General features: G+C 71.5%; 15 protein-coding genes. 7 read left to right on the forward strand and 8 right to left on the reverse strand.

The genetic code is table 11. The features are described 5' to 3' along the window. Positions 1–50 precede the first annotated feature (50 nt). Positions 51–926 carry an NUDIX hydrolase gene (locus ACFY30_RS17190; RefSeq protein WP_390845994.1) on the forward strand — a complete coding sequence of 292 codons (876 nt, stop codon included), beginning with the start codon at positions 51–53 and terminating at the stop codon, positions 924–926. Then, positions 923–1,753 (forward strand): MBL fold metallo-hydrolase, encoded by an 831-nt coding sequence (locus ACFY30_RS17195; RefSeq protein WP_390845995.1) that lies wholly within the window; start codon positions 923–925, stop codon positions 1,751–1,753. Before ACFY30_RS17190 ends, ACFY30_RS17195 begins: the two co-directional genes overlap by 4 nt. A gap of 531 nt (positions 1,754–2,284) precedes the next feature. Here the strand turns inward: ACFY30_RS17195 and ACFY30_RS17200 are convergent. Further along, positions 2,285–2,959, reverse strand: a complete 675-nt coding sequence (locus ACFY30_RS17200; protein ID WP_029382547.1) for a Crp/Fnr family transcriptional regulator — start codon at positions 2,957–2,959, stop codon at positions 2,285–2,287. 316 nt (positions 2,960–3,275) lie between these two features. Between ACFY30_RS17200 and nth the strand changes: the two genes are divergently transcribed. The 3 genes from nth to ACFY30_RS17215 all read left to right on the forward strand — a co-directional run bounded on the left by nth (position 3,276) and on the right by ACFY30_RS17215 (position 6,349). After that, positions 3,276–4,190, forward strand: a complete 915-nt coding sequence (gene nth / locus ACFY30_RS17205) for an endonuclease III (RefSeq protein ID WP_390845996.1) — start codon at positions 3,276–3,278, stop codon at positions 4,188–4,190. A gap of 142 nt (positions 4,191–4,332) precedes the next feature. Beyond that, positions 4,333–5,055 carry an NUDIX hydrolase gene (locus tag ACFY30_RS17210; RefSeq protein WP_390845997.1) on the forward strand — a complete coding sequence of 241 codons (723 nt, stop codon included), beginning with the start codon at positions 4,333–4,335 and terminating at the stop codon, positions 5,053–5,055. Positions 5,056–5,149: 94 nt separating this feature from the next. Next, entirely contained in the window at positions 5,150–6,349 is a 1,200-nt protein-coding gene (locus ACFY30_RS17215; protein WP_390845998.1) for a MarP family serine protease, read from the forward strand. A gap of 49 nt (positions 6,350–6,398) precedes the next feature. Here the strand turns inward: ACFY30_RS17215 and ACFY30_RS17220 are convergent, their stop codons facing one another. The 6 genes from ACFY30_RS17220 to ACFY30_RS17245 form a co-directional block, all read right to left on the reverse strand. Further along, positions 6,399–6,581 carry a hypothetical protein gene (locus tag ACFY30_RS17220; protein ID WP_390845999.1) on the reverse strand — a complete coding sequence of 61 codons (183 nt, stop codon included), beginning with the start codon at positions 6,579–6,581 and terminating at the stop codon, positions 6,399–6,401. 127 nt (positions 6,582–6,708) lie between these two features. Then, positions 6,709–7,659 (reverse strand): alpha/beta fold hydrolase, encoded by a 951-nt coding sequence (locus tag ACFY30_RS17225; protein WP_390846000.1) that lies wholly within the window; start codon positions 7,657–7,659, stop codon positions 6,709–6,711. After that, entirely contained in the window at positions 7,656–8,144 is a 489-nt protein-coding gene (locus ACFY30_RS17230) for a phage holin family protein (RefSeq protein WP_390846001.1), read from the reverse strand. Before ACFY30_RS17230 ends, ACFY30_RS17225 begins: the two co-directional genes overlap by 4 nt. A 71-nt stretch (positions 8,145–8,215) precedes the next feature. Then, the gene (gene nhaA, locus ACFY30_RS17235) at positions 8,216–9,748 is read right to left on the reverse strand and encodes a Na+/H+ antiporter NhaA (RefSeq protein ID WP_390846002.1); all 1,533 of its coding nucleotides are present in this window, start codon (positions 9,746–9,748) and stop codon (positions 8,216–8,218) included. A gap of 190 nt (positions 9,749–9,938) precedes the next feature. Further along, complete coding sequence (gene acs / locus ACFY30_RS17240) at positions 9,939–11,894, reverse strand: acetate--CoA ligase (protein WP_390846003.1); 1,956 nt, start codon at positions 11,892–11,894, stop codon at positions 9,939–9,941. Positions 11,895–12,175: 281 nt separating this feature from the next. Further along, positions 12,176–14,902 carry a SulP family inorganic anion transporter gene (locus tag ACFY30_RS17245; protein WP_390846004.1) on the reverse strand — a complete coding sequence of 909 codons (2,727 nt, stop codon included), beginning with the start codon at positions 14,900–14,902 and terminating at the stop codon, positions 12,176–12,178. A 336-nt stretch (positions 14,903–15,238) separates the two neighbouring features. On the opposite strand from ACFY30_RS17245, the gene ACFY30_RS17250 reads away from it, so the two are divergent. Beyond that, positions 15,239–16,504 (forward strand): hypothetical protein, encoded by a 1,266-nt coding sequence (locus ACFY30_RS17250; protein WP_390846005.1) that lies wholly within the window; start codon positions 15,239–15,241, stop codon positions 16,502–16,504. A gap of 53 nt (positions 16,505–16,557) precedes the next feature. Here the strand turns inward: ACFY30_RS17250 and ACFY30_RS17255 are convergent, their stop codons facing one another. Next, positions 16,558–17,538 (reverse strand): ATP-binding protein, encoded by a 981-nt coding sequence (locus ACFY30_RS17255; RefSeq protein WP_390846006.1) that lies wholly within the window; start codon positions 17,536–17,538, stop codon positions 16,558–16,560. A gap of 101 nt (positions 17,539–17,639) precedes the next feature. Between ACFY30_RS17255 and ACFY30_RS17260 the strand changes: the two genes are divergently transcribed. Further along, complete coding sequence (locus ACFY30_RS17260) at positions 17,640–18,464, forward strand: oxidoreductase (RefSeq protein ID WP_390846007.1); 825 nt, start codon at positions 17,640–17,642, stop codon at positions 18,462–18,464. Positions 18,465–18,634: the final 170 nt, after the last annotated feature.

The raw sequence follows: 18,634 nt of genomic DNA on the forward strand, positions 1-18,634 counted from the left end.
GCCTCGGGCACCTCTCGAACATTCGCTCACCAGGGGATAGCCTCGCGCCCATGGCGAATGGGCAGTGGTTTCCCTCGGACTGGCCGGAACGCATCCGCGCGCTCGCGGACGGGACGCTGACACCCGTCACACCCAAGCGCGCGGCCACCGTCATGCTCCTGAAGGACACCGACGGCGGCCCGGCCGTCCACATGCTGCGCAGACGCGCCTCCATGGCCTTCGCCGGAGGCGCGTACGCCTATCCCGGCGGCGGCGTCGACCCGCGGGACGACGAGCGCCTGGTGCGCTGGGCGGGCCCCACGCGCGCGTGGTGGGCCGAGCGGCTCGGCGTCGACGAGGCGGAAGCCCAGGCGATCGTCTGCGCGGCCGTACGGGAGACGTACGAGGAGGCAGGCGTGCTGCTCGCCGGACCGGCCCCGGACTCGGTCGTCGGCGACACGACCGGCGCCGACTGGGAGGCGGACCGTGCGGCGGTGGCCGCCCGCGAGCTGTCCTTCGCGGAGTTCCTCGACCGCCGCGGCCTGGTCCTGCGCTCCGACCTGCTCGGCGCCTGGACCCGCTGGATCACCCCGGAGTTCGAGCCCCGCCGCTACGACACCTGGTTCTTCGTGGCCGCCCTCCCCGAGGGCCAGCGCACCCGCAATGCCTCCACGGAGGCCGACCGCACCGTGTGGATCCGCCCGCCGGAGGCCGCCGACGGGTACGACAGGGGTGAGCTGACGATGATGCCGCCCACCATCGCGACCCTGCGCCAGCTGATCCCGCACGCCACGGCCGCCGACGCGCTCACCGCGGCGCGCGGCCGCGACCTGACCCCGGTCCTGGCCGAGGCCCGCCTGACGGACGACGAGATCGTGCTGTCCTGGCCGGGTCACGGCGAGTTCACCAAGCACATTCCGATCGCCGCAGGCGGAGGCCCCGCATGACGGACGCAGCAGCCCTCCCCGGCCAGCCCCGCGGCAGCGTGCTGTCCGGGCCGGCCACCCCGCGCGCGGTGAACGTCCTCGCGCCCAACGCCTCCGCGATGACCCTGGACGGCACCAACACCTGGATCGTCTCCGAGCCCGGCTCCGAGCTGGCGGTCGTGATCGATCCGGGCCCGCTGGACGACGGCCATCTGCGGACCGTCGTCGAGACCGCCGAGCAGGCCGGCAAGCGCGTCGCCCTGACCCTGCTGACGCACGGCCACCCCGACCACGCCGAGGGCGCCGTCCGCTTCGCCGCGCTGACCGGCACCAAGGTCCGGGCCCTGGACCCGGCGCTGCGACTGGGCGACGAGGGCCTGGGCGCCGGTGACGTGATCACGCTGGGCGGGCTGGAGCTGCGGGTCGTGCCGACGCCGGGCCACACCGCCGACTCGCTCTGCTTCCACCTCCCGGCCGACCGGGCGGTGCTGACCGGCGACACCGTCCTGGGCCGGGGTACGACGGTCGTGGCGCACCCGGACGGGCGGCTGGGCGACTATCTGGACTCCCTGCGGCGTCTGAGGTCCCTCACGGTCGACGACGGCGTCCACACGGTCCTCCCGGGCCACGGACCGGTCCTGGAGGACGCCCAGGGCGCCGTGGAGTTCTACCTCGCCCACCGTGCCCACCGGCTCGCCCAGGTCGAGACGGCCGTGGAGAACGGCTACGGCAGCCCCGCCGAGGTCGTCGCCCACGTCTACGCCGATGTCGACCGCTCCCTGTGGCCGGCGGCGGAGCTCTCGGTACGGGCGCAGATGGAGTACCTGGAGGACCACGGGCTGATCTAGGGCCTGCCGCGAAAGCGGCGCCTGCCGCGCACAGGACCTGTCCTGGCCGGGACGCGTGCCTTGACCGCATGAGGGGGCCGCCGGGGCTCGTCCGAGTCCGTCACCGCCGTTGTTCCGCTCGCGCCGGCGCGGCAGGGGCAGGACGAGTCCGCCGACGCGGCGAACCCCGGGCGTACGTCTCCGGGCCGCTCAGCAGCCGCGTACGGCCGTACAGCGGCATCCCGCAGCCGTCGGCGCCTTGTACAGGGCGGTCAGCAGGTCCAGGTCGCTGCGACCCGCGCGCGGTGCCGCGGGCGGGGGACCGACCCGTGGACCTGCGCGCGGACGTACGCGCCGTGCGGGCCGTGCGGGCTCCGCAGAGCCCCGGCACCCGGTCCCCGGCGCCCGCGAGGACGGGCCGGGAGGGCGTGCGGCACGCACGCCGGAGAGCCCTCGCGGGCGATGTGGCCCTCGGGGCCGCGACCTCGGAGAGGAACCGTTTCCGCCATGGGCCGAAGGAGTGGGCCTGGGGGCGCGCGGCCCCCGGTGCCGTCAGCGGGACCGCTTGGCCAGCCGCTCCACGTCCAGCAGGATGACCGCCCGCGCCTCCAGACGAAGCCACCCGCGCTGTGCGAAGTCGGCGAGCGCCTTGTTGACCGTCTCGCGCGACGCGCCGACGAGCTGTGCCAGCTCCTCCTGCGTCAGGTCGTGGACGACGTGGATGCCTTCCTCGGACTGCACGCCGAAGCGGCGGGAGAGGTCCAGCAGGGCGCGCGCGACCCGGCCCGGGACGTCCGAGAACACCAGGTCGGACATCGCGTCGTTGGTCTTGCGCAGGCGCCGGGCGACGGCGCGCAGGAGCGCGGCGGCCACCTCGGGGCGTGCGTTCAGCCAGGGCTGGAGGTCGCCGTGGCCGAGGCCGAGGAGCTTGACCTCGGTGAGCGCGGTGGCCGTCGCCGTACGCGGGCCCGGGTCGAAGAGCGACAGCTCGCCGATGAGCTCACCGGGGCCCACCACGGCCAGCATGTTCTCGCGGCCGTCGGGGGAGGTGCGGTGGAGCTTGACCTTGCCCTCGGTGACGACGTAGAGCCGGTCGCCCGGGTCGCCCTCGTGGAACAGGGAGTCGCCACGGGCGAGGGTCACCTCACTCATGGAGGCGCGCAGCTCCGCGGCCTGCTCGTCGTCGAGAGCCGCGAAGAGCGGGTTGCGCCGCAGAACGTCGTCCACGAGTTCTCTCCTTGTCGACCTGCTCAGGGGATCTTGTCCCCCGCTTACCAGGGGACCGTGTTCCCCATTTTGCCGGACGGTCCAAACAGTGTGATCTGTCACAAGGATGCCGCACACATGTCCCGGGGTAAGCGGCAGGGGTCCAATTGGACGCCGATCTTCGGGGTCCGGGGCGGATGTCGGTGCCGGGCTTTAGGCTGGCCGGGTGTCCAAATCGCCGGTGAGAGCACAGGCCAAGGGGGCTGGGCGGGTGGTTGTACGTCGCAATTCCGCTGTGGGCGAACAGGACCCCGGTGGTGGTAGGAAAACGGCAAAGGTGACGAAAAAGACCGACGGCGATAAACCGGTCGTAAAGCCGGCCGCAAAGCCCGCGTCGAAGGCTTCCGGGCGGCCCGCGGCGAAGGCGGCGGCGAAACCGGACGGGAAGTCCACCGCGAAGCCGGTGGTGGCCGGAAAGCCCGAGTCGCGCACCGCGCTCGTCCGCCGGGCCCGCCGCATCAACCGCGAGCTCGCCGAGGTCTATCCCTACGCCCATCCCGAGCTGGACTTCGAGAACCCTTTCCAGCTCCTGGTCGCCACGGTCCTGTCCGCCCAGACCACCGACCTCAGGGTCAACCAGACGACCCCCGCCCTCTTCGCCAAGTACCCCACCCCCGAGGACCTGGCCGCGGCCAACCCGGAGGAGGTCGAGGAGATCCTCCGCCCGTGCGGCTTCTTCCGCGCCAAGACCCGGTCGGTCATAGGACTGTCCAAGGCCCTGGCCGAGGAGTTCGACGGCGAGGTCCCCGGCAGGCTGGAGGATCTGGTCAAGCTGCCCGGGGTCGGCCGCAAGACCGCCTTCGTCGTGCTGGGCAACGCCTTCGGGCGCCCCGGCATCACCGCGGACACGCACTTCATGCGGCTCGTACGGCGCTGGCAGTGGACCGAGGAGACCGACCCCGACAAGATCGAGGCGGCGATCGGCGCGCTCTTCCCCAAGAGCGACTGGACGGACCTCTCCCACCATGTCATCTGGCACGGCCGCCGCATCTGCCACGCCCGCAAGCCCGCCTGCGGCGCCTGCCCCATCGCCCCGCTCTGCCCGGCGTACGGCGAGGGCGAGACGGACCCGGAGAAGGCGAAGAAGCTCCTGAAGTACGAGAAGGGCGGCTTCCCCGGCCAGCGGCTGAACCCCCCGCAGGCCTATCTGGACGCGGGCGGCAGGCCGGCCCCGCCGCTGGGGGCCGGATGAGGACAACGGCGACGCGGGCACGGACGGAGGAACGATCTACGGGTCCTCACGCGTTGGACCCGGCAGAACGGGGGGTGGTGCGGTGATGACACGGGTGAGTGACGCGGCGAGCGGTGCAGCGGGTGCTACGGCGAGTGAGCGGATGAGCGGCCTCCACAGTGCCCGAGGCGGGCCGGGCGCTCCGGGCGGGCCGGGTGCCCCCGTGCCGCTGGCCAAGGACGGCCTGCCCGCCTGGCTCGACCCGGTGGTGCACGCCGTGGAGACGGTCCAGCCCCGCCAGCTCAGCCGTTTCCTGCCCCCGGAGGACGGCGGCGGACGGCAGTCGGCGGTCCTCGTGCTGTTCGGCGAGGGCGGGAGAGGCCCGGAGCTGCTGCTCATGGAGCGCGCCGGATCCCTGCGCTCGCACGCGGGACAGCCCTCCTTCCCCGGCGGCGCGCTCGACCCGGAGGACGGCGATCCGCAGGGCGACGGGCCGCTGCGGGCCGCCCTGCGCGAGGCCGAGGAAGAGACCGGGCTCGACCCCGCCGGCGTCCAGCTCTTCGGCGTCCTGCCCAAGCTGTACATCCCGGTCAGCGGTTTCGTCGTGACGCCCGTCCTCGGCTGGTGGCGTGCACCCAGCCCGGTGGGAGTCGTCGACCCCAACGAGACGGCCCGGGTCTTCACCGTCTCCGTGGCCGATCTCACGGACCCGGCCAACCGCGCCACCACCGTCCACCCCAGCGGCCACCGAGGCCCGGCATTCCTGGTCGAATCCGCCCTCGTATGGGGCTTCACGGCCGGCATCATCGACCGACTGCTCCACTTCGCGGGCTGGGAGCGCCCCTGGGACCGCGAGAAGCAGGTCCCGCTCGACTGGCGGTCATGACAGGGTGAACCCCGTGCTGTGTCAATCCGGGGGACGGCCCCCGGACCCCCGGCCGCGCTGCTGGGACCGGAGTGAATAGGCGAGGCCTGAGTCAGTGAACGTGCTGGACATCCTGTTGCTGGTCGCGGCCGTCTGGTTCGCGGTGGTCGGCTTCCGTCAGGGCTTCGTCGTCGGCATCCTGTCGGTGATCGGCTTCCTGGGCGGCGGTCTGGTCGCCGTCTACCTGCTGCCGGTGATCTGGGACTGGCTCACGGACAACTCCGAGGTGAGCACGTCGGCAGCCGTCGTCGCGGTCGTCGTCGTGATCGTCTGCGCCTCGGTCGGGCAGGCCCTGACCACCCATCTCGGCAACAAACTGCGCCGGCACATCACCTGGTCCCCGGCCCGCGCCCTGGACGCGACGGGCGGCGCGCTGGTGAACGTCGTGGCCATGCTGCTGGTGGCCTGGCTGATCGGGTCCGCGCTGGCCGGCACCACCCTGCCGACCCTTGGCAAGGAGGTCCGCAACTCCACGGTGCTGCAGGGGGTGTCCCGGGCGCTGCCCGCCCAGGCCGACACCTGGTTCGCCGACTTCTCCTCCGTCCTCGCGCAGAACGGCTTCCCGCAGGTCTTCAGCCCGTTCGCCAACGAGCCGATCACCGACGTCCAGCCGCCCGACCCGGCCCTCGCCAACAGTGCCGTGGCCACCCGCGCGCAGCGCTCCATCGTCAAGGTGATGGGCACCGCCGAGAGTTGCGGCAAGGTCCTGGAGGGCACCGGCTTCGTCTTCGGCGAGCGCCGCGTCATGACCAACGCGCATGTGGTGGGCGGCGTCGACGAGCCCACCGTGCAGATCGGCGGCGAGGGCCGCAAGTACGACGCCACCGTCGTGCTGTACGACTGGAAGCGCGACATCGCGGTGCTCGACGTGCCCAACCTGGACGCGCCCGTGCTGCGCTTCAGCACCGCCGACGCCACCAGCGGCGCCGACGCGATCGTCGCGGGCTTCCCGGAGAACGGGTCGTACGACGTCCGTGCCGCGCGGGTGCGAGGCCGCATCACGGCCAACGGCCCGGACATCTACCACCGCGGCACCGTGCGCCGTGACGTGTACTCGCTCTTCGCGACCGTCCGGCAGGGCAACTCCGGCGGTCCCCTGCTCACGCCCGACGGCCGGGTGTACGGCGTGGTCTTCGCGAAGTCGCTCGACGACGCCGACACCGGATACGCGCTCACCGCGGACGAGATCCAGCGGGACGTCCTCGAGGGACGTACCGCCGGTCAGCAGGTGGACAGCGACAGCTGCGCCCTCTGAGGGCCTGTTGCGACAGTGGGGCGACAGGCCCTGGACGGGACGCGGGGCGTCAGCCTCGCGGGTGACGCAGGCGTACCGAGACCCAGCGGGCCCGGCGGCGCAGGATGCGCGGAATGCCCACGCGGAGGTCGGAGCCCGGCAGCTGCGGGTCGGGGCCTCGTTGGTGGGAGCTCAGCCCGCCGAGCGTGCGGCGGTTGCGTGCTGCGTCACTGTAGTCGTGCGTCCAGCCCATACCCCGACGTCTGCCCCTGCCCCAAGGTCGATAACCGCCTGGAGGGCCGCCAATTGGCCTATGCGCCGGGCAATTGGCTGTTCGTCGTACAGGCGTTTCACTCCGGATACCGGGCGCGACGTTTTGGTCACCGATCGGGTTCCGGATCTTTCAGCCAATTGACCAGTTCGGTGGAGAAAGCGACCGGATCCTCCTCGTGCGGGAAGTGGCCCAGGCCGTCGAACAGGCGCCACCGGTACGGCGCCTCCACGTACTCGCCGGAGCCGGCCGCGCTGCGGGTGCGCATCACCGGATCGAGGGAGCCGTGCAGATGGAGCGTGGGGACGCGCACGGGCCGCTTCATGCGCCGGTAGAACTGGATGCCGTCCGGCCGGGCCAGTGAACGCACCAGCCACCGGTACGGCTCGACCGAGCAGTGCGCGGTGGAGGGGATGCACATGGCACGCCGGTACGTCTCCAGCGCGACGTCCTCCGGCAGGCGTGGCCCGGACCACTCCCGGATCAGCCGGGCCACCAGCTCGCCGTCGTCGGCGGTGAGCTGCCGCTCGGGGATCCACGGCCGCTGGAACCCCCAGATGTGGGAACTCGCGGTCGACTGCCGGACGTCGGCGAGCATCGCCGAGCGCCAGCGCCGGGGGTGCGGCATCGAGGCCACCGCGAGCCGCCGGACCAGCTTCGGGCGCATCACGGCCGCCGTCCACGCCAGGTAGCCGCCCAGGTCGTGGCCGACGAGCGCGGCGTCCGGCTCGCCGAGCGAGCGGATCACGCCGGTGATGTCGAGGGCGAGGTTGGCCGGGTCGTAGCCCCGGGGCGTACGGTCGCTGCCGCCCACGCCCCGCAGGTCCATGGCGACGGTCCGGAAGCCCGCGTCGGCCAGCGCGCCCAGCTGGTGCCGCCAGGTCCACCAGAACTGCGGGAAGCCGTGGACGAGCATCACCAGCGGCCCGTCACCGGCCTCCGCGATGTGGAAGCGGGCGCCGTTCGCGGCCACCTCGCGGTGGGTCACCTTGGTGCCGCAGGCGAAGTCCGGGCGTACGACCGAGGTGGGTTGCGCCGATGGGGTGGCGGGGTCCGTCATGACGACGAGCGTGCCACAGCCTCGATGGCTTCGGGGACACGGTCCTGCGTCAGCTCCGGCCGGGGGTGCGGCTTGGCGTTCTGCAGGACGCCCGCGCTCTCCTTCATCGACGCGGCCACCTTCTGCGGGCCCTGGCTCTTCTTGGCCTTCTTCGCGAAGGCCGTGCCGATCAGCACGAGGAGGAGCGCGACGAGCACGTTCGCCGCGAAGGACAGCAGGAAGCAGATCGCGAGGTTCCAGTCGCTCCAGGTCCGAATGCCGTACGCCAGGGCGAAGTTCAGCATCGGCAGGGAGAACAGCAGGACGGCGCCGGCCACCGTGAACGCTCCGCCGCTCGCCGCTCCGCGCTTGACGTCCTGCTTGAGCTGCGCCTTCGCCAGCGCGATCTCGTCGTGCACCAGCGCCGACAACTCGGTGGTGGCCGAGGCGAACAGCTGGCCGATGCTGCGTTCGGCGCCGACCGGGCTGCCGTCGGGTGCGCTCATCGCGGTCTCCCTCTTCTGCTGCTCTGTGTTGCTGGTCTGTGGTCCGGCTTCTTTTGTACCGTCCCGTCAGATCATGCCGGACGGTCGCCGTCCTCGCCTGCCCCGCCCGGTACTTCGGCCGCCAGGGGAGGCACGGATCCCCTCTTCACGGCCTTCTCACCGCTTCCCTCCACGGCCTCGTCCGCACCTGTCTCTCCGTCCCCGTCCCCGTCCGTCTCTCCTGCCCTGGCCCGGGTGATCTCCTCGGCGGTCCGGCGGTGCTGGGCGGCCTTGCGGTCGTAGATCTCGGCCATGCGGAGGTGGTACGCCGGGTCGTCCTCCTCGTAGACGTCCGGGATGCCGTCGCTGTCCTCGTCGCGCTCCTCGGCCTCGTAGATCCGGCGGTACTTGGCGTTGCGCAGCTTCAGCAGCACGGTCGCGAGGGTCGCCGCGATCAGTGAACCCATCAGGACGGCGGCCTTGACCTCGTCGGTCAGCGCCGCATCGCCCTCGAAAGCCAGTTCGCCGATCAGCAGGGAGACCGTGAAGCCGATGCCGGCCAGCGAGGCGACGGCGAAGACGTCCGCCCAGGCCAGGTCCTCGCTGAGCGAGGCCCGGGTGAAGCGCGCGGCCAGCCAGGTCCCGCCGAAGATGCCGATCGTCTTGCCCACGACGAGCCCGAGGACGACCCCGAGGGTCTCAGGCCTGGTGAACACCTCGCCCAGCGCACCGCCCGAGATCGACACCCCGGCGCTGAACAGCGCGAACAGCGGCACGGCGAGGCCCGCGGAGAGGGGGCGCACCACGTGCTCGATGCGCTCGCCGGGGGAGTGTTCCTCCCCTTCACGGGTGGTGCAGCGCAGCATCAGGCCCATGGCGACGCCGGCGATGGTCGCGTGGATGCCGCTGTTGTACATCAGCGCCCAGATGACCAGCGCGAGCGGCACGTACACGTACCAGCCGCGCACGCCCTTGCGCAGCAGCACCCAGAAGACGGCGAGCCCGGCGACCGCGCCGCCCAGCGCGGCGAAGTCGATGGTGTGCGTGAAGAACACGGCGATGATCAGGATGGCGAAGAGGTCGTCGACGACGGCGAGCGTGAGCAGGAAGGCGCGCAGGGCGCTCGGCAGCGACGTACCGATGACGGCGAGCACGGCGAGCGCGAAGGCGATGTCGGTGGCGGTGGGCACGGCCCAGCCGCCCGGATCGCCGCCGCCGGTGAGCGCGGTGAGCGTGTACACCAGCGCCGGTACGGCCATCCCGCACAGCGCGGCCACCACGGGCAGCGCGGCGGCCTTGGGGTCTTTCAGATCCCCGGCGACCAGCTCGCGCTTGAGTTCGATGCCGGCGACGAAGAAGAAGACCGCGAGGAGGCCGTCGGCCGCCCAGTGCTCGACCGAGAGGTTCAGCCCGAGGGCCGTGGGGCCCAGGTGGAAGTCGCTGACGCTCTCGTAGCTGTCGTGCAGCGCGGGGATGTTCGCCCAGATCAGCGCGGCCACCGCGGCGACGAGCAGCAGCACACCGCCGACGGTCTCGGTGCGCAGCGCGTCCGCGACGAAGGTCCGCTCGGGGAGGGAGAGGCGGTCGAAGACCTTGCGGGCGGCGGTGGAGCGGGGCGCGGTCACGGCGAGACCTCCGGTTGGCGGGCAGCACTGAGCACATGCCGACCAGACTTCCCGGCGCACCTGTTTTCCTTAGTTTACCTAAGATGCGCGGGAAAGGATCCGGTGATCTCCACGGTAGGGGCGAAAAGGGCACCCGGCGCACTGGCGCCGGGTGCCCTTGCGAGCCTGGTCCCCGTCCTCGCTCGGCGTCCTAGTCCTCGCTCGGCGCCGCCGGGAGCTTCGCCTGGATGAGGTCCATGACCGTGGAGTCGGTCAGGGTGGTCACGTCGCCGAGCTCACGGTTCTCCGCGATGTCACGGAGCAGCCGGCGCATGATCTTGCCCGAGCGGGTCTTGGGCAGCTCGGTCACCGGGTGGATCTGCTTGGGCTTGGCGATCGGGCCGAGTGTCGTGCCCACGTGGTTGCGCAGTTCGGAGACCAGGTCCTCGGACTCGGCGGCGGTGCCGCGCAGGATCACGAACGCGACGATCGCCTGTCCGGTCGTCTCGTCGGCGGCGCCGACCACGGCCGCCTCGGCGACCGACGGGTGCGACACCAGCGCCGACTCCACCTCGGTGGTGGAGATGTTGTGCCCCGACACGAGCATCACGTCGTCGACGCGCCCGAGGAGCCAGACGTCCCCGTCGTCGTCCTTCTTCGCGCCGTCGCCGGCGAAGTACTTGCCCTCGAACCGCGACCAGTACGTGTCGAGGAACCGCTGGTCGTCGCCCCAGATGGTGCGCAGCATCGACGGCCACGGCTCGGTCAGGACCAGATAGCCACCGCCGCCGTTGGGCACCTCGTTCGCCTCGTCGTCGACGACGGTCGCGGAGATACCGGGCAGCGGGCGCTGCGCCGACCCCGGCTTGGTCTCGGTGACGCCCGGCAGCGGCGAGATCATCATCGCGCCGGTCTCGGTCTGCCACCAGGTGTCCACGATCGGGGTCCGGTCGGCGCCGATGTGCTTGCGGTACCAGATCCACGCCTCGGGGTTGATGGGCTCACCCACGGACCCCAGCACCCGCAGGCTGCTGAGATCGAACTTCGCGGGGATGTCGTCGCCCCACTTCATGAACGTCCGGATGGCGGTCGGCGCCGTGTACAGGATCGTCACCCCGTACTTCTGGACGATCTCCCAGAAGCGGCCCTGGTGCGGGGTGTCGGGCGTGCCCTCGTACATGACCTGCGTCGCGCCGTTCGCCAGCGGCCCGTAGACGATGTACGAGTGCCCGGTGACCCAGCCGACGTCGGCGGTGCACCAGTACACGTCGGTCTCCGGCTTGAGGTCGAAGACCGCGTGGTGGGTGTACGCGGCCTGCGTGAGGTAGCCGCCCGAGGTGTGCAGGATGCCCTTCGGCTTACCCGTCGTACCGGACGTGTAGAGGATGAACAGCGGGTGCTCGGCGTCGAAGGCCTCGGGAGTGTGCTCGGCCGGCTGCCGCTCCACGATCTCGTGCCACCACACGTCCCGCTCGTCGTTCCACGCGACCTCCTGGCCGGTACGGCGGACCACCAGCACGTGCTCGACGTTGTCCACGCGCGCGACGGCGTCGTCGACGGCCGGCTTCAGCGCGGACGGCTTGCCGCGCCGGTACCCCCCGTCGGAGGTGATGACGACCTTGGCGTCGGCGTCCTGGATCCGGGTGGCCAGGGCGTCCGCCGAGAAGCCGCCGAAGACGACGGAGTGTGCCGCACCGATCCGGGCGCACGCCAGCATCGCGATCGCCGTCTCCGGGATCATCGGCATGTAGACCGCGACCCGGTCGCCCTTCTGGACGCCCAGCTCCAGCAGCGCGTTGGCGGCCTTCGACACCTCGTCCTTGAGCTCGGCGTAGGTGACGGCGCGGCCGTCGCCCGGCTCGCCCTCGAAGTGGATCGCGACCCGGTCGCCGTGCCCGGCCTCCACGTGCCGGTCGACGCAGTTGTACGCCACGTTGAGCCGGCCGTCCTTGAACCACTTCGCGAACGGCGGGTTCGACCAGTCCAGCGTCTCCGTCGGCTCCTTGGCCCAGGTCAGCCGACGGGCCTGCTCGGCCCAGAAGCCGAGCCTGTCAGCCTTGGCCTGTTCGTACGCCTCCGCCGTGACATTGGCATGTGCGGCCAGGTCGGCGGGCGGTGCGAACCTGCGCTCTTCCTTGAGCAGGTTGGCCAGGCTCTCGTTGCTCACGACATCTCCCTCTCGAAGGGTGTCCGTTGTGTCCCAGGCCACAGCTCATCAGAACCGGGGGGCCGGTGACAAGGGTCGACGGAAAATTGGTTTAGACCTGTCCCGGGTTCGGGTGGGCCGGGTTCATCCGTACCCACGGACCGGGGCCGGGCGGAGTTCAGCCGGTGTAACGCCTTTCACACGCTTTGCCCCCGGTGCGGCTCACCGGCTCGGCCCGGGCCGGCCCGGCAGGGGGTGGCGCCCACCCGGAGAGGGAGGGGCGGGCGCCACCCGTCATCCGTTCACGCCGTCAGGTCCGCCACCCCCACGTGATCGAACAGCTCGTCGCCGCCTCCCCCGGTGAGCAGGTACGTCTGTGCCTCGCCCACGTGGAAGTACAGCCCGTGCAGCTCCAGCGCCCCGGCCCGCAGGGCTCGCGCCACCGACGAGTGGGCGCGCAGATGATCCAACTGCTGGACCACGTTGGTCAGACAGAGCTGCTCGACCGCGTCTGCCGGAGCCCGCCCGGCCAGCCGGGGCCAGGGGTGGCTGTCGTCGGCCATCCGCTCCAGGCTCGGCAGCCCGTGCCGCAGCCACCGCTTCAGCGGGGTCTGCTGACCGCCGGGCTCGGAGCCGAGCAGTGCCTGCATGGCTCCGCACCCGGAGTGCCCGCACACGGTGATGGACCGCACGTTCAGCACGTCCACCGCGTACTCGATCGCGGCCCCCACCGAGTCGTCCCCGCTCTCCTCACCCGGCGGCGGCACCAGGTTGCCCACGTTCCGCACCACGAACAGGTCGCCCGGACCACTGGAGGTGATCATCGAGGTGACCAGCCGGGAGTCGGCGCAGGTGAGGAAGAGCTGGGTGGGCCGCTGCCCCTCCCGGGCCAGCCGCGCCAGCTCCCCGCGCACCAGGGGGGCGGTGTTCCGCTGGAACGCGCTGATACCGCGGACCAGTTGATGACTGCCGGGCTCCTGGGGGGTGCTGGGCTCCTGGGAGTCGAGGGGGGAGCTGTCGGAGGCCGTGCCGCCGGGGGCGTGGGATGCGGGGCTGGTGGATGTGGGGGCGGGGGAGCCGGGGGCGGCGGATGCGGGGGTGGTGGATGTCGTGGCGGTGGATGTCGCGGTGGTGGAGGGGGGAGTGGTCGGGTGCGGTTCGGGTTCGGTGGACGAGGGGTGACCAGCCGCCCCGGCGGGGCCGGTCGTTCCCACGGAGCGTCCCGCAGGGTGTCCGCCGGGAACGGTGCCGGGAGCAGCCACCGGCTCTTTCGCCGGATGCCCGCCGGGGGAGATGCCGGACGAGGGCCCGGAGGGCGGGACCTCGCACTGGTGGTTGCGCCAGGGTGTCCAGGGCCGGCAACGGCAGTCGGCCAACGGGGTTCCGGCTCCGGGGGCGGCCGGGACGGTCGGCTCCTCTCCTCCGGTCCCGGCGCCGGCACCGGCCGCGGCCGGGGTGATGGTCCCCGTGCCGAGCCGACGACCGGTCAGCTCGACGCTGCCGCCCTGTGCGGTGTGCGTCTTCTGCCAGTCCTGCAGGGCCTCGTAAGCCGCGTGGTCCATGAAGGAACCGTCCAACTCGACCACGGCAGGGCTTCCGTGAGGCACGAGATGCAGGGCTCGGCTGAGGCGCGGCACCGCGAGGAACGTCAACTGGCCGCGCACCTGGATGTGATGGACCCCTTCCCGCTCGTCATGCGTGATACGGGTGTGGGCGAGGCGGTTGAGGGCGACGGCGACCGCCACGGCGATCCCCAGGATCACGCCCTGCAGGACGTTGAGGAAGACCACGGCGAGGGTGGTGGCGGCGTACACCAGCACCTCTCGGTGGCGCGTCACCGTGCGGATGTGGTGCAGGGACACCATCTGGATGCCGACGGCCATCACCAGGGCGGCGAGCGAGGCGAGCGGGATGAGCTCCAGGATCGGGACCATCAGCAGCGCGGCGACCACTACGAGAACGCCGTGCAGCATCGTGGAGTTCCGGCTCACGGCACCGGCGTGGACATTCGCCGAACTGCGTACGGCCACTCCCGCGACCGGCAGTCCGCCGAGTGAGCCGGAGACGATGTTGGCGGCTCCCTGACCGAGCAGCTCGCGGTCGAGGTCGGAGCGGCCGACACGCGGGGCGCGGGTGGCGGGAGAGGTGATGAGGCCGGGCCGGGAGGCGATCAGCTTGTCGACGGCGACCGCGCCGAGCAGTGACTGCACGCTGCACACCAGCGTGATGGTGAGGACGGCGGCGGCGACGCCGAGCGCCGGGCCCTCGGGCAGTCCCGCCAGGGCATGGCTGCGCCAGGAGGGCAGATCGACCTTGGGGAGGGTGAGGCCCGCGAGGGACGCGGTGGCCGTGGCCCCGGCGACGGCGACGAGGGGGGCGGGCATCGTGCGCAGCAGCCGGCCCGTCCGGCCGGGGATGCGCGGCCAGATCAGCAGCAGGCTGAGGGTCAGTACGCTCACCGCGACGGCCGCGGGTTGCAGCCCCGCCAACTGGGCGGGCAGCGCGAGCAGGTTGTCGAGGACGGAGCTCTGCGGGGTGCCGCCGAGGACGATGTGCAGCTGGGCGACGGCGATGGTGACGCCGATGCCGGCGAGCATGCCGTGCACGATGGCGGGGCTGACGGCGAGCGCGGTGCGCGCCACACGCAGACAGCCGAGGCCGAGTTGGGCGACTCCGGCGAGGACGGTGACGGCACAGGTGGTCCGCCAGCCGTAGCGCTGGATGAGGTCGGCGGTGACCACGGTCAGTCCGGCGGCGGGGCCGCTGACCTGGAGCGGGGAGCCGCCGAGCCGGCCGACGACGATCCCGCCCACCGCGGCGGCGACGAGGCCGGCCTGGAGGGGGGCTCCGGTGGCCAGGGCGATGCCCAGGGACAGGGGGAGGGCGATCAGGAAGACCGCGATCGAGGCGGACACGTCGGCGCCCGCGATGCGGAAGCGGCGGCGAGGTCCTGGTGGGGGGCTGTGGGGCGGGTGGACGCGCTTCGGGTGCGTCGAGTCGGACGTACGAGTGGGGACGCAGGCTGACATGTTCCCGTCTCCTCCGGGGCAGCGCGGTCGCGGAACTGGTGGTCCCCGTCGAGGACGGGGGCGGTCGCGGCCGTGGGTCACGGCGTACAGCGGCGGGATGAAAAATCAACGCTCGGTAAAGCGATCGTAATGCAGAGTAAAGGGCGGGCGTGGACTTATGTGGCAAATAGGGCAATGAATCACCCTCACGTGTGATGTGGCCATTTCATCGGCTTGTCGTACTAATTCCTTCTCCGTCCCATGCGACCTTGACCGCGCTGCCGGCTCGCCCCGGCACGCCACCGACAGAACGCCCTCGTCGGCGTGGGCCGAGAGAAGGAAGAAGGTGGGCGGAACATGGCCGCCACCCAGAGGATCGCCGCGGGCGCCGTGGTCGCCGCGACGGTCGCCGCATCGCTCGCCGGTTGTGCGACGGGAACCGACGGTTCGAAGAGGAAAGCGCCCGCTCCGCAGAAGGGCGCCCCGGCGCCGAGGAGCGCGGTCCGCCTGATCGGCGACGGCTCCACCGCGTACACCGGACCACAGCCGCACCTGCCGAGACCGGAGCGCCTGAAGCCGGGTCAGAAGCCCCCGCAGTTCGTGGTGTTCTCCTGGGACGGGGCCGGCGAGGACAGCCAGAAGCTGTTCTCCCACTTCCGCAAGGTCTCCAAGGCCAACCACGCGACCATGACGTACTTCCTCAGCGGTGTGTACATGCTGCCGGAGGAGAAGGCCGACCTGTACAGGCCGCCCCAGCACTCGCCGGGCCGCTCCGACATCGGCTTCAACGACGAGCAGGGCATCGCCGACACCGTGAAGCAGTTGCGTCTGGCGTGGCTGGAGGGCAACGAGATCGGTACCCACTTCAACGGCCACTTCTGCGGGAGGAACGGCGGCGTCGGCGAGTGGTCGGTCGAGGAGTGGAAGGACGAGATCGCCCAGGCCAAGCAGTTCGTGAGGACCTGGAAGACCAACACCGGCATGCAGGAGGCGGCCCCGCTGCCCTTCGACTACGACAAGGAGCTGATCGGCGCCCGCACCCCCTGCCTCGAAGGCCGGAAGAACTTCATGCGGGCCGCCCGCGAGCTGGGCTTCCGCTACGACACCAGCGGGGTCAACAACCAGCTCTGGCCCCGCAAGAGAACGGGCCTGTGGGACCTGTCGATGCAGCTCGTGCCTTTCCCCGGCCACACGTTCGAGCAGCTCACCATGGACTACAACTTCATGGTCAACCAGTCCGGCACCAGGACCCAGGGCAATCCCGACAAGTACGCGTACTGGGGCGACCAGATGCGTGAGGGCCTGCTCCAGGGCTTCCGCCGTGCCTACGACGGAAACCGGGCCCCGCTGATCATCGGCAACCACTTCGAGTCCTGGAACGGCGGCACGTACATGCGCGCCGTCGAGCAGGTCGTCGAGACCGTCTGCAACAAGCCGGACGTGCGCTGCGTGTCCTTCCGGCAGCTCGCCGACTGGCTGGACGCCCAGGACCCGGAGACCCTGGCCAGGCTGCAGTCGCTGGGGGTCGGCGAGTCTCCCCGGCAGGGCTGGGCGTCCTTCCTGTCCGGCCGCCCCGCCCCGGCTCCGAAGGGCGTGCCCGGCGCTCCGGCGGCCCGGCGGTAGACCTCACTCGTCCGGGGCCCCGCCGCCGGTGGATCACACCGCGGGCCCGGGCCCTAGACGGCGGCCGTGACGCTTTCGCCGAGGACGAAGTGGGGGTCGACCTGTGCGGCCAGGTCGGCCCCGGTGCGTTCGTTGCCCCAGGACTGGGCGTTCTTCAGGTGGAAGTGCACCATCTGTCGGGTGTAGCGCTCCCAGTCGCGCCGCTCGTAGGCGGCGTCGACGGTCGTCCGCAGCAGGCTCAGGGCCTCACGGTTGGGCTCCTCCAGGAGGTCGAACCGGGGCGGCCGGCCCTTCTCCATGGCGCGCACCCAGTCCGAGTGCCCGACCGTGACGAGCAGGTCGTCGCCGACCTCGGCGCGGAGGAAGTCGATGTCGTCCTGACCTTGCACCTTGTTGCCGACCACTTTCAGCTCGACGCCGAAGTCGCGGGCGTACTCCTTGTACTGGCGATGGACGGAGACCCCCTTCCGGGTCGGCTCGGCGACGAGGAACGTGATGTCGAAGCGGGTGAACATGCCGGAGGCGAAGGAGTCCGAGCCCGCCGTCATGTCGACCACGACGTACTCGTCACGCCCGTCCACCAGGTGGTTCAGGCACAGCTCCACCGCTCCTGTCTTGGAGTGGTAGCAGGCGACCCCCAGGTCGGCGTCCGTGAAGGGGCCGGTGACCATCAAACGGATCGCGCCCCCGTCGAGTTCCACGGGCCGGGCGCAGGCGTCGTACACCGGATTGTCCTCGCGTACCCGCAGCAGCCGGGAGCCCTCGCCGGGCGGTGTCGTCTTGATCATCGTCTCGGCGGACCCGATACGCGGGTTGGAGCCGCGCAGGTAGTCCTTGATCACCGGCAGGTGCTCGCCCATCGCGGGCAGTCCGGCCGCCTCCGCCTCGTCGAGGCCGAGAGCGGGTCCCAGATGCTGGTTGATGTCCGCGTCCACGGCGATCACGGGGGCGCCGAGGGCTGCGAGGTGACGGATGAACAGGGAGGACAGGGTGGTCTTGCCGCTGCCGCCCTTCCCGACGAAAGCAATTTTCATGTTCACCAAGCGTAGTGCCGTGATAGCTGTACGTGGCAGCGGTGCGTGAAGAAGACCACTCCATCGAGGGGTGTGCGCCAAGGTTGCGTAATGTCGTACTCATGAGTACGACAGGCGCGTCCGCCGATCCGCTCGCGGCCCTGGGCTCGTTGCCCGGTGTGGCCGAGTCCGTGGAGTCCGTGCGCAAGGCCGTGGACCGGGTCTACGGGCACCGTGTCATGCGGCGCCGCAGCACCGAGATCACCTCCGAGGCCGCCCTGCGCGGCGCTCGCGGTTCTGCGGCGCTGTCCGGCGCGGACTGGGCGCTGGAGGAGGTGCGCCGGCGCAGCGACTTCGGCGTCGACGACGAGGCGCGGGTCGTGGGGGCCGCGCTGCGGCTGACCGCGGAGGCGGGGCAGCTGCTGTCCATCTGGCGGCAGTCGCCGCTGCGGGTGCTGGCGCGGCTGCACCTGGTGGCCGCGGCCGACGGCGGCGACGAGGTCGGAAGGCCGCGGCAGGCCGGGGAAGCGGTCGACGAGCCGCTGATCGAGCTGCCGCTGCCCGGCGCCGACGAGTTGGCCGGCCGGCTGGAGGGACTGGCCCAGCTGATCATCGCGGGCAGCTCGGCGCCCGCCCTGGTGACGGCCGCCGTCGTCCATGGCGAGCTTCTCGCCCTGCGCCCCTTCACCTCGCACAACGGTCTGGTGGCGCGCGCCGCCGAGCGGATCGTGCTGATCGGCAGCGGCCTCGACCCCAAGTCCGTCTGCCCGGCCGAGGTGGGCCATGCCGAGCTGGGCCGGGCCGCCTACCTGGCCGCCCTGGAGGGCTATGTCTCCGGCACTCCGGAGGGCATGGCGGCCTGGATCGCCCACTGCGGCAGGGCGGTCGAGTTGGGCGCCCGCGAGTCGACGGCGGTGTGCGAGGCGCTGCAGCGCGGCGCGGCGTGACGGACGGAAATTCCCCGTACACGGGTTGCGGCGGTACGAGTAATTCGTACCGCCGCTGGCATGCTCACCGGGTTACCAAGCGTCCTCGATATATTGCCCATCAGGCGGGGATCTTTGCCCGTCACCTGGTGCGGCTGGCCCGTAATCGACGGGTCGACGTCGCGTGGGTG

Source organism: Streptomyces sp. NPDC000345 (genome assembly GCF_042898825.1).
Taxonomy (GTDB): Bacteria; Actinomycetota; Actinomycetes; order Streptomycetales; family Streptomycetaceae; genus Streptomyces.

What these genes read in the sequence shown, in the direction of transcription:
- ACFY30_RS17190 (WP_390845994.1), top strand. Translation starts at nt 51, where the DNA reads ATGGCGAATGGGCAGTGGTTTCCCTCGGACTGGCCGGAACGCATCCGC.
- ACFY30_RS17195 (WP_390845995.1), top strand. Translation starts at nt 923, where the DNA reads ATGACGGACGCAGCAGCCCTCCCCGGCCAGCCCCGCGGCAGCGTGCTG.
- ACFY30_RS17210 (WP_390845997.1), top strand. Translation starts at nt 4,333, where the DNA reads ATGAGCGGCCTCCACAGTGCCCGAGGCGGGCCGGGCGCTCCGGGCGGG.
- ACFY30_RS17220 (WP_390845999.1), bottom strand. Translation starts at nt 6,581, where the DNA reads ATGGGCTGGACGCACGACTACAGTGACGCAGCACGCAACCGCCGCACG.
- ACFY30_RS17225 (WP_390846000.1), bottom strand. Translation starts at nt 7,659, where the DNA reads ATGACGGACCCCGCCACCCCATCGGCGCAACCCACCTCGGTCGTACGC.
- ACFY30_RS17230 (WP_390846001.1), bottom strand. Translation starts at nt 8,144, where the DNA reads ATGAGCGCACCCGACGGCAGCCCGGTCGGCGCCGAACGCAGCATCGGC.
- ACFY30_RS17245 (WP_390846004.1), bottom strand. Translation starts at nt 14,902, where the DNA reads ATGTCAGCCTGCGTCCCCACTCGTACGTCCGACTCGACGCACCCGAAG.
- ACFY30_RS17250 (WP_390846005.1), top strand. Translation starts at nt 15,239, where the DNA reads ATGGCCGCCACCCAGAGGATCGCCGCGGGCGCCGTGGTCGCCGCGACG.
- ACFY30_RS17255 (WP_390846006.1), bottom strand. Translation starts at nt 17,538, where the DNA reads ATGAAAATTGCTTTCGTCGGGAAGGGCGGCAGCGGCAAGACCACCCTG.
- ACFY30_RS17260 (WP_390846007.1), top strand. Translation starts at nt 17,640, where the DNA reads ATGAGTACGACAGGCGCGTCCGCCGATCCGCTCGCGGCCCTGGGCTCG.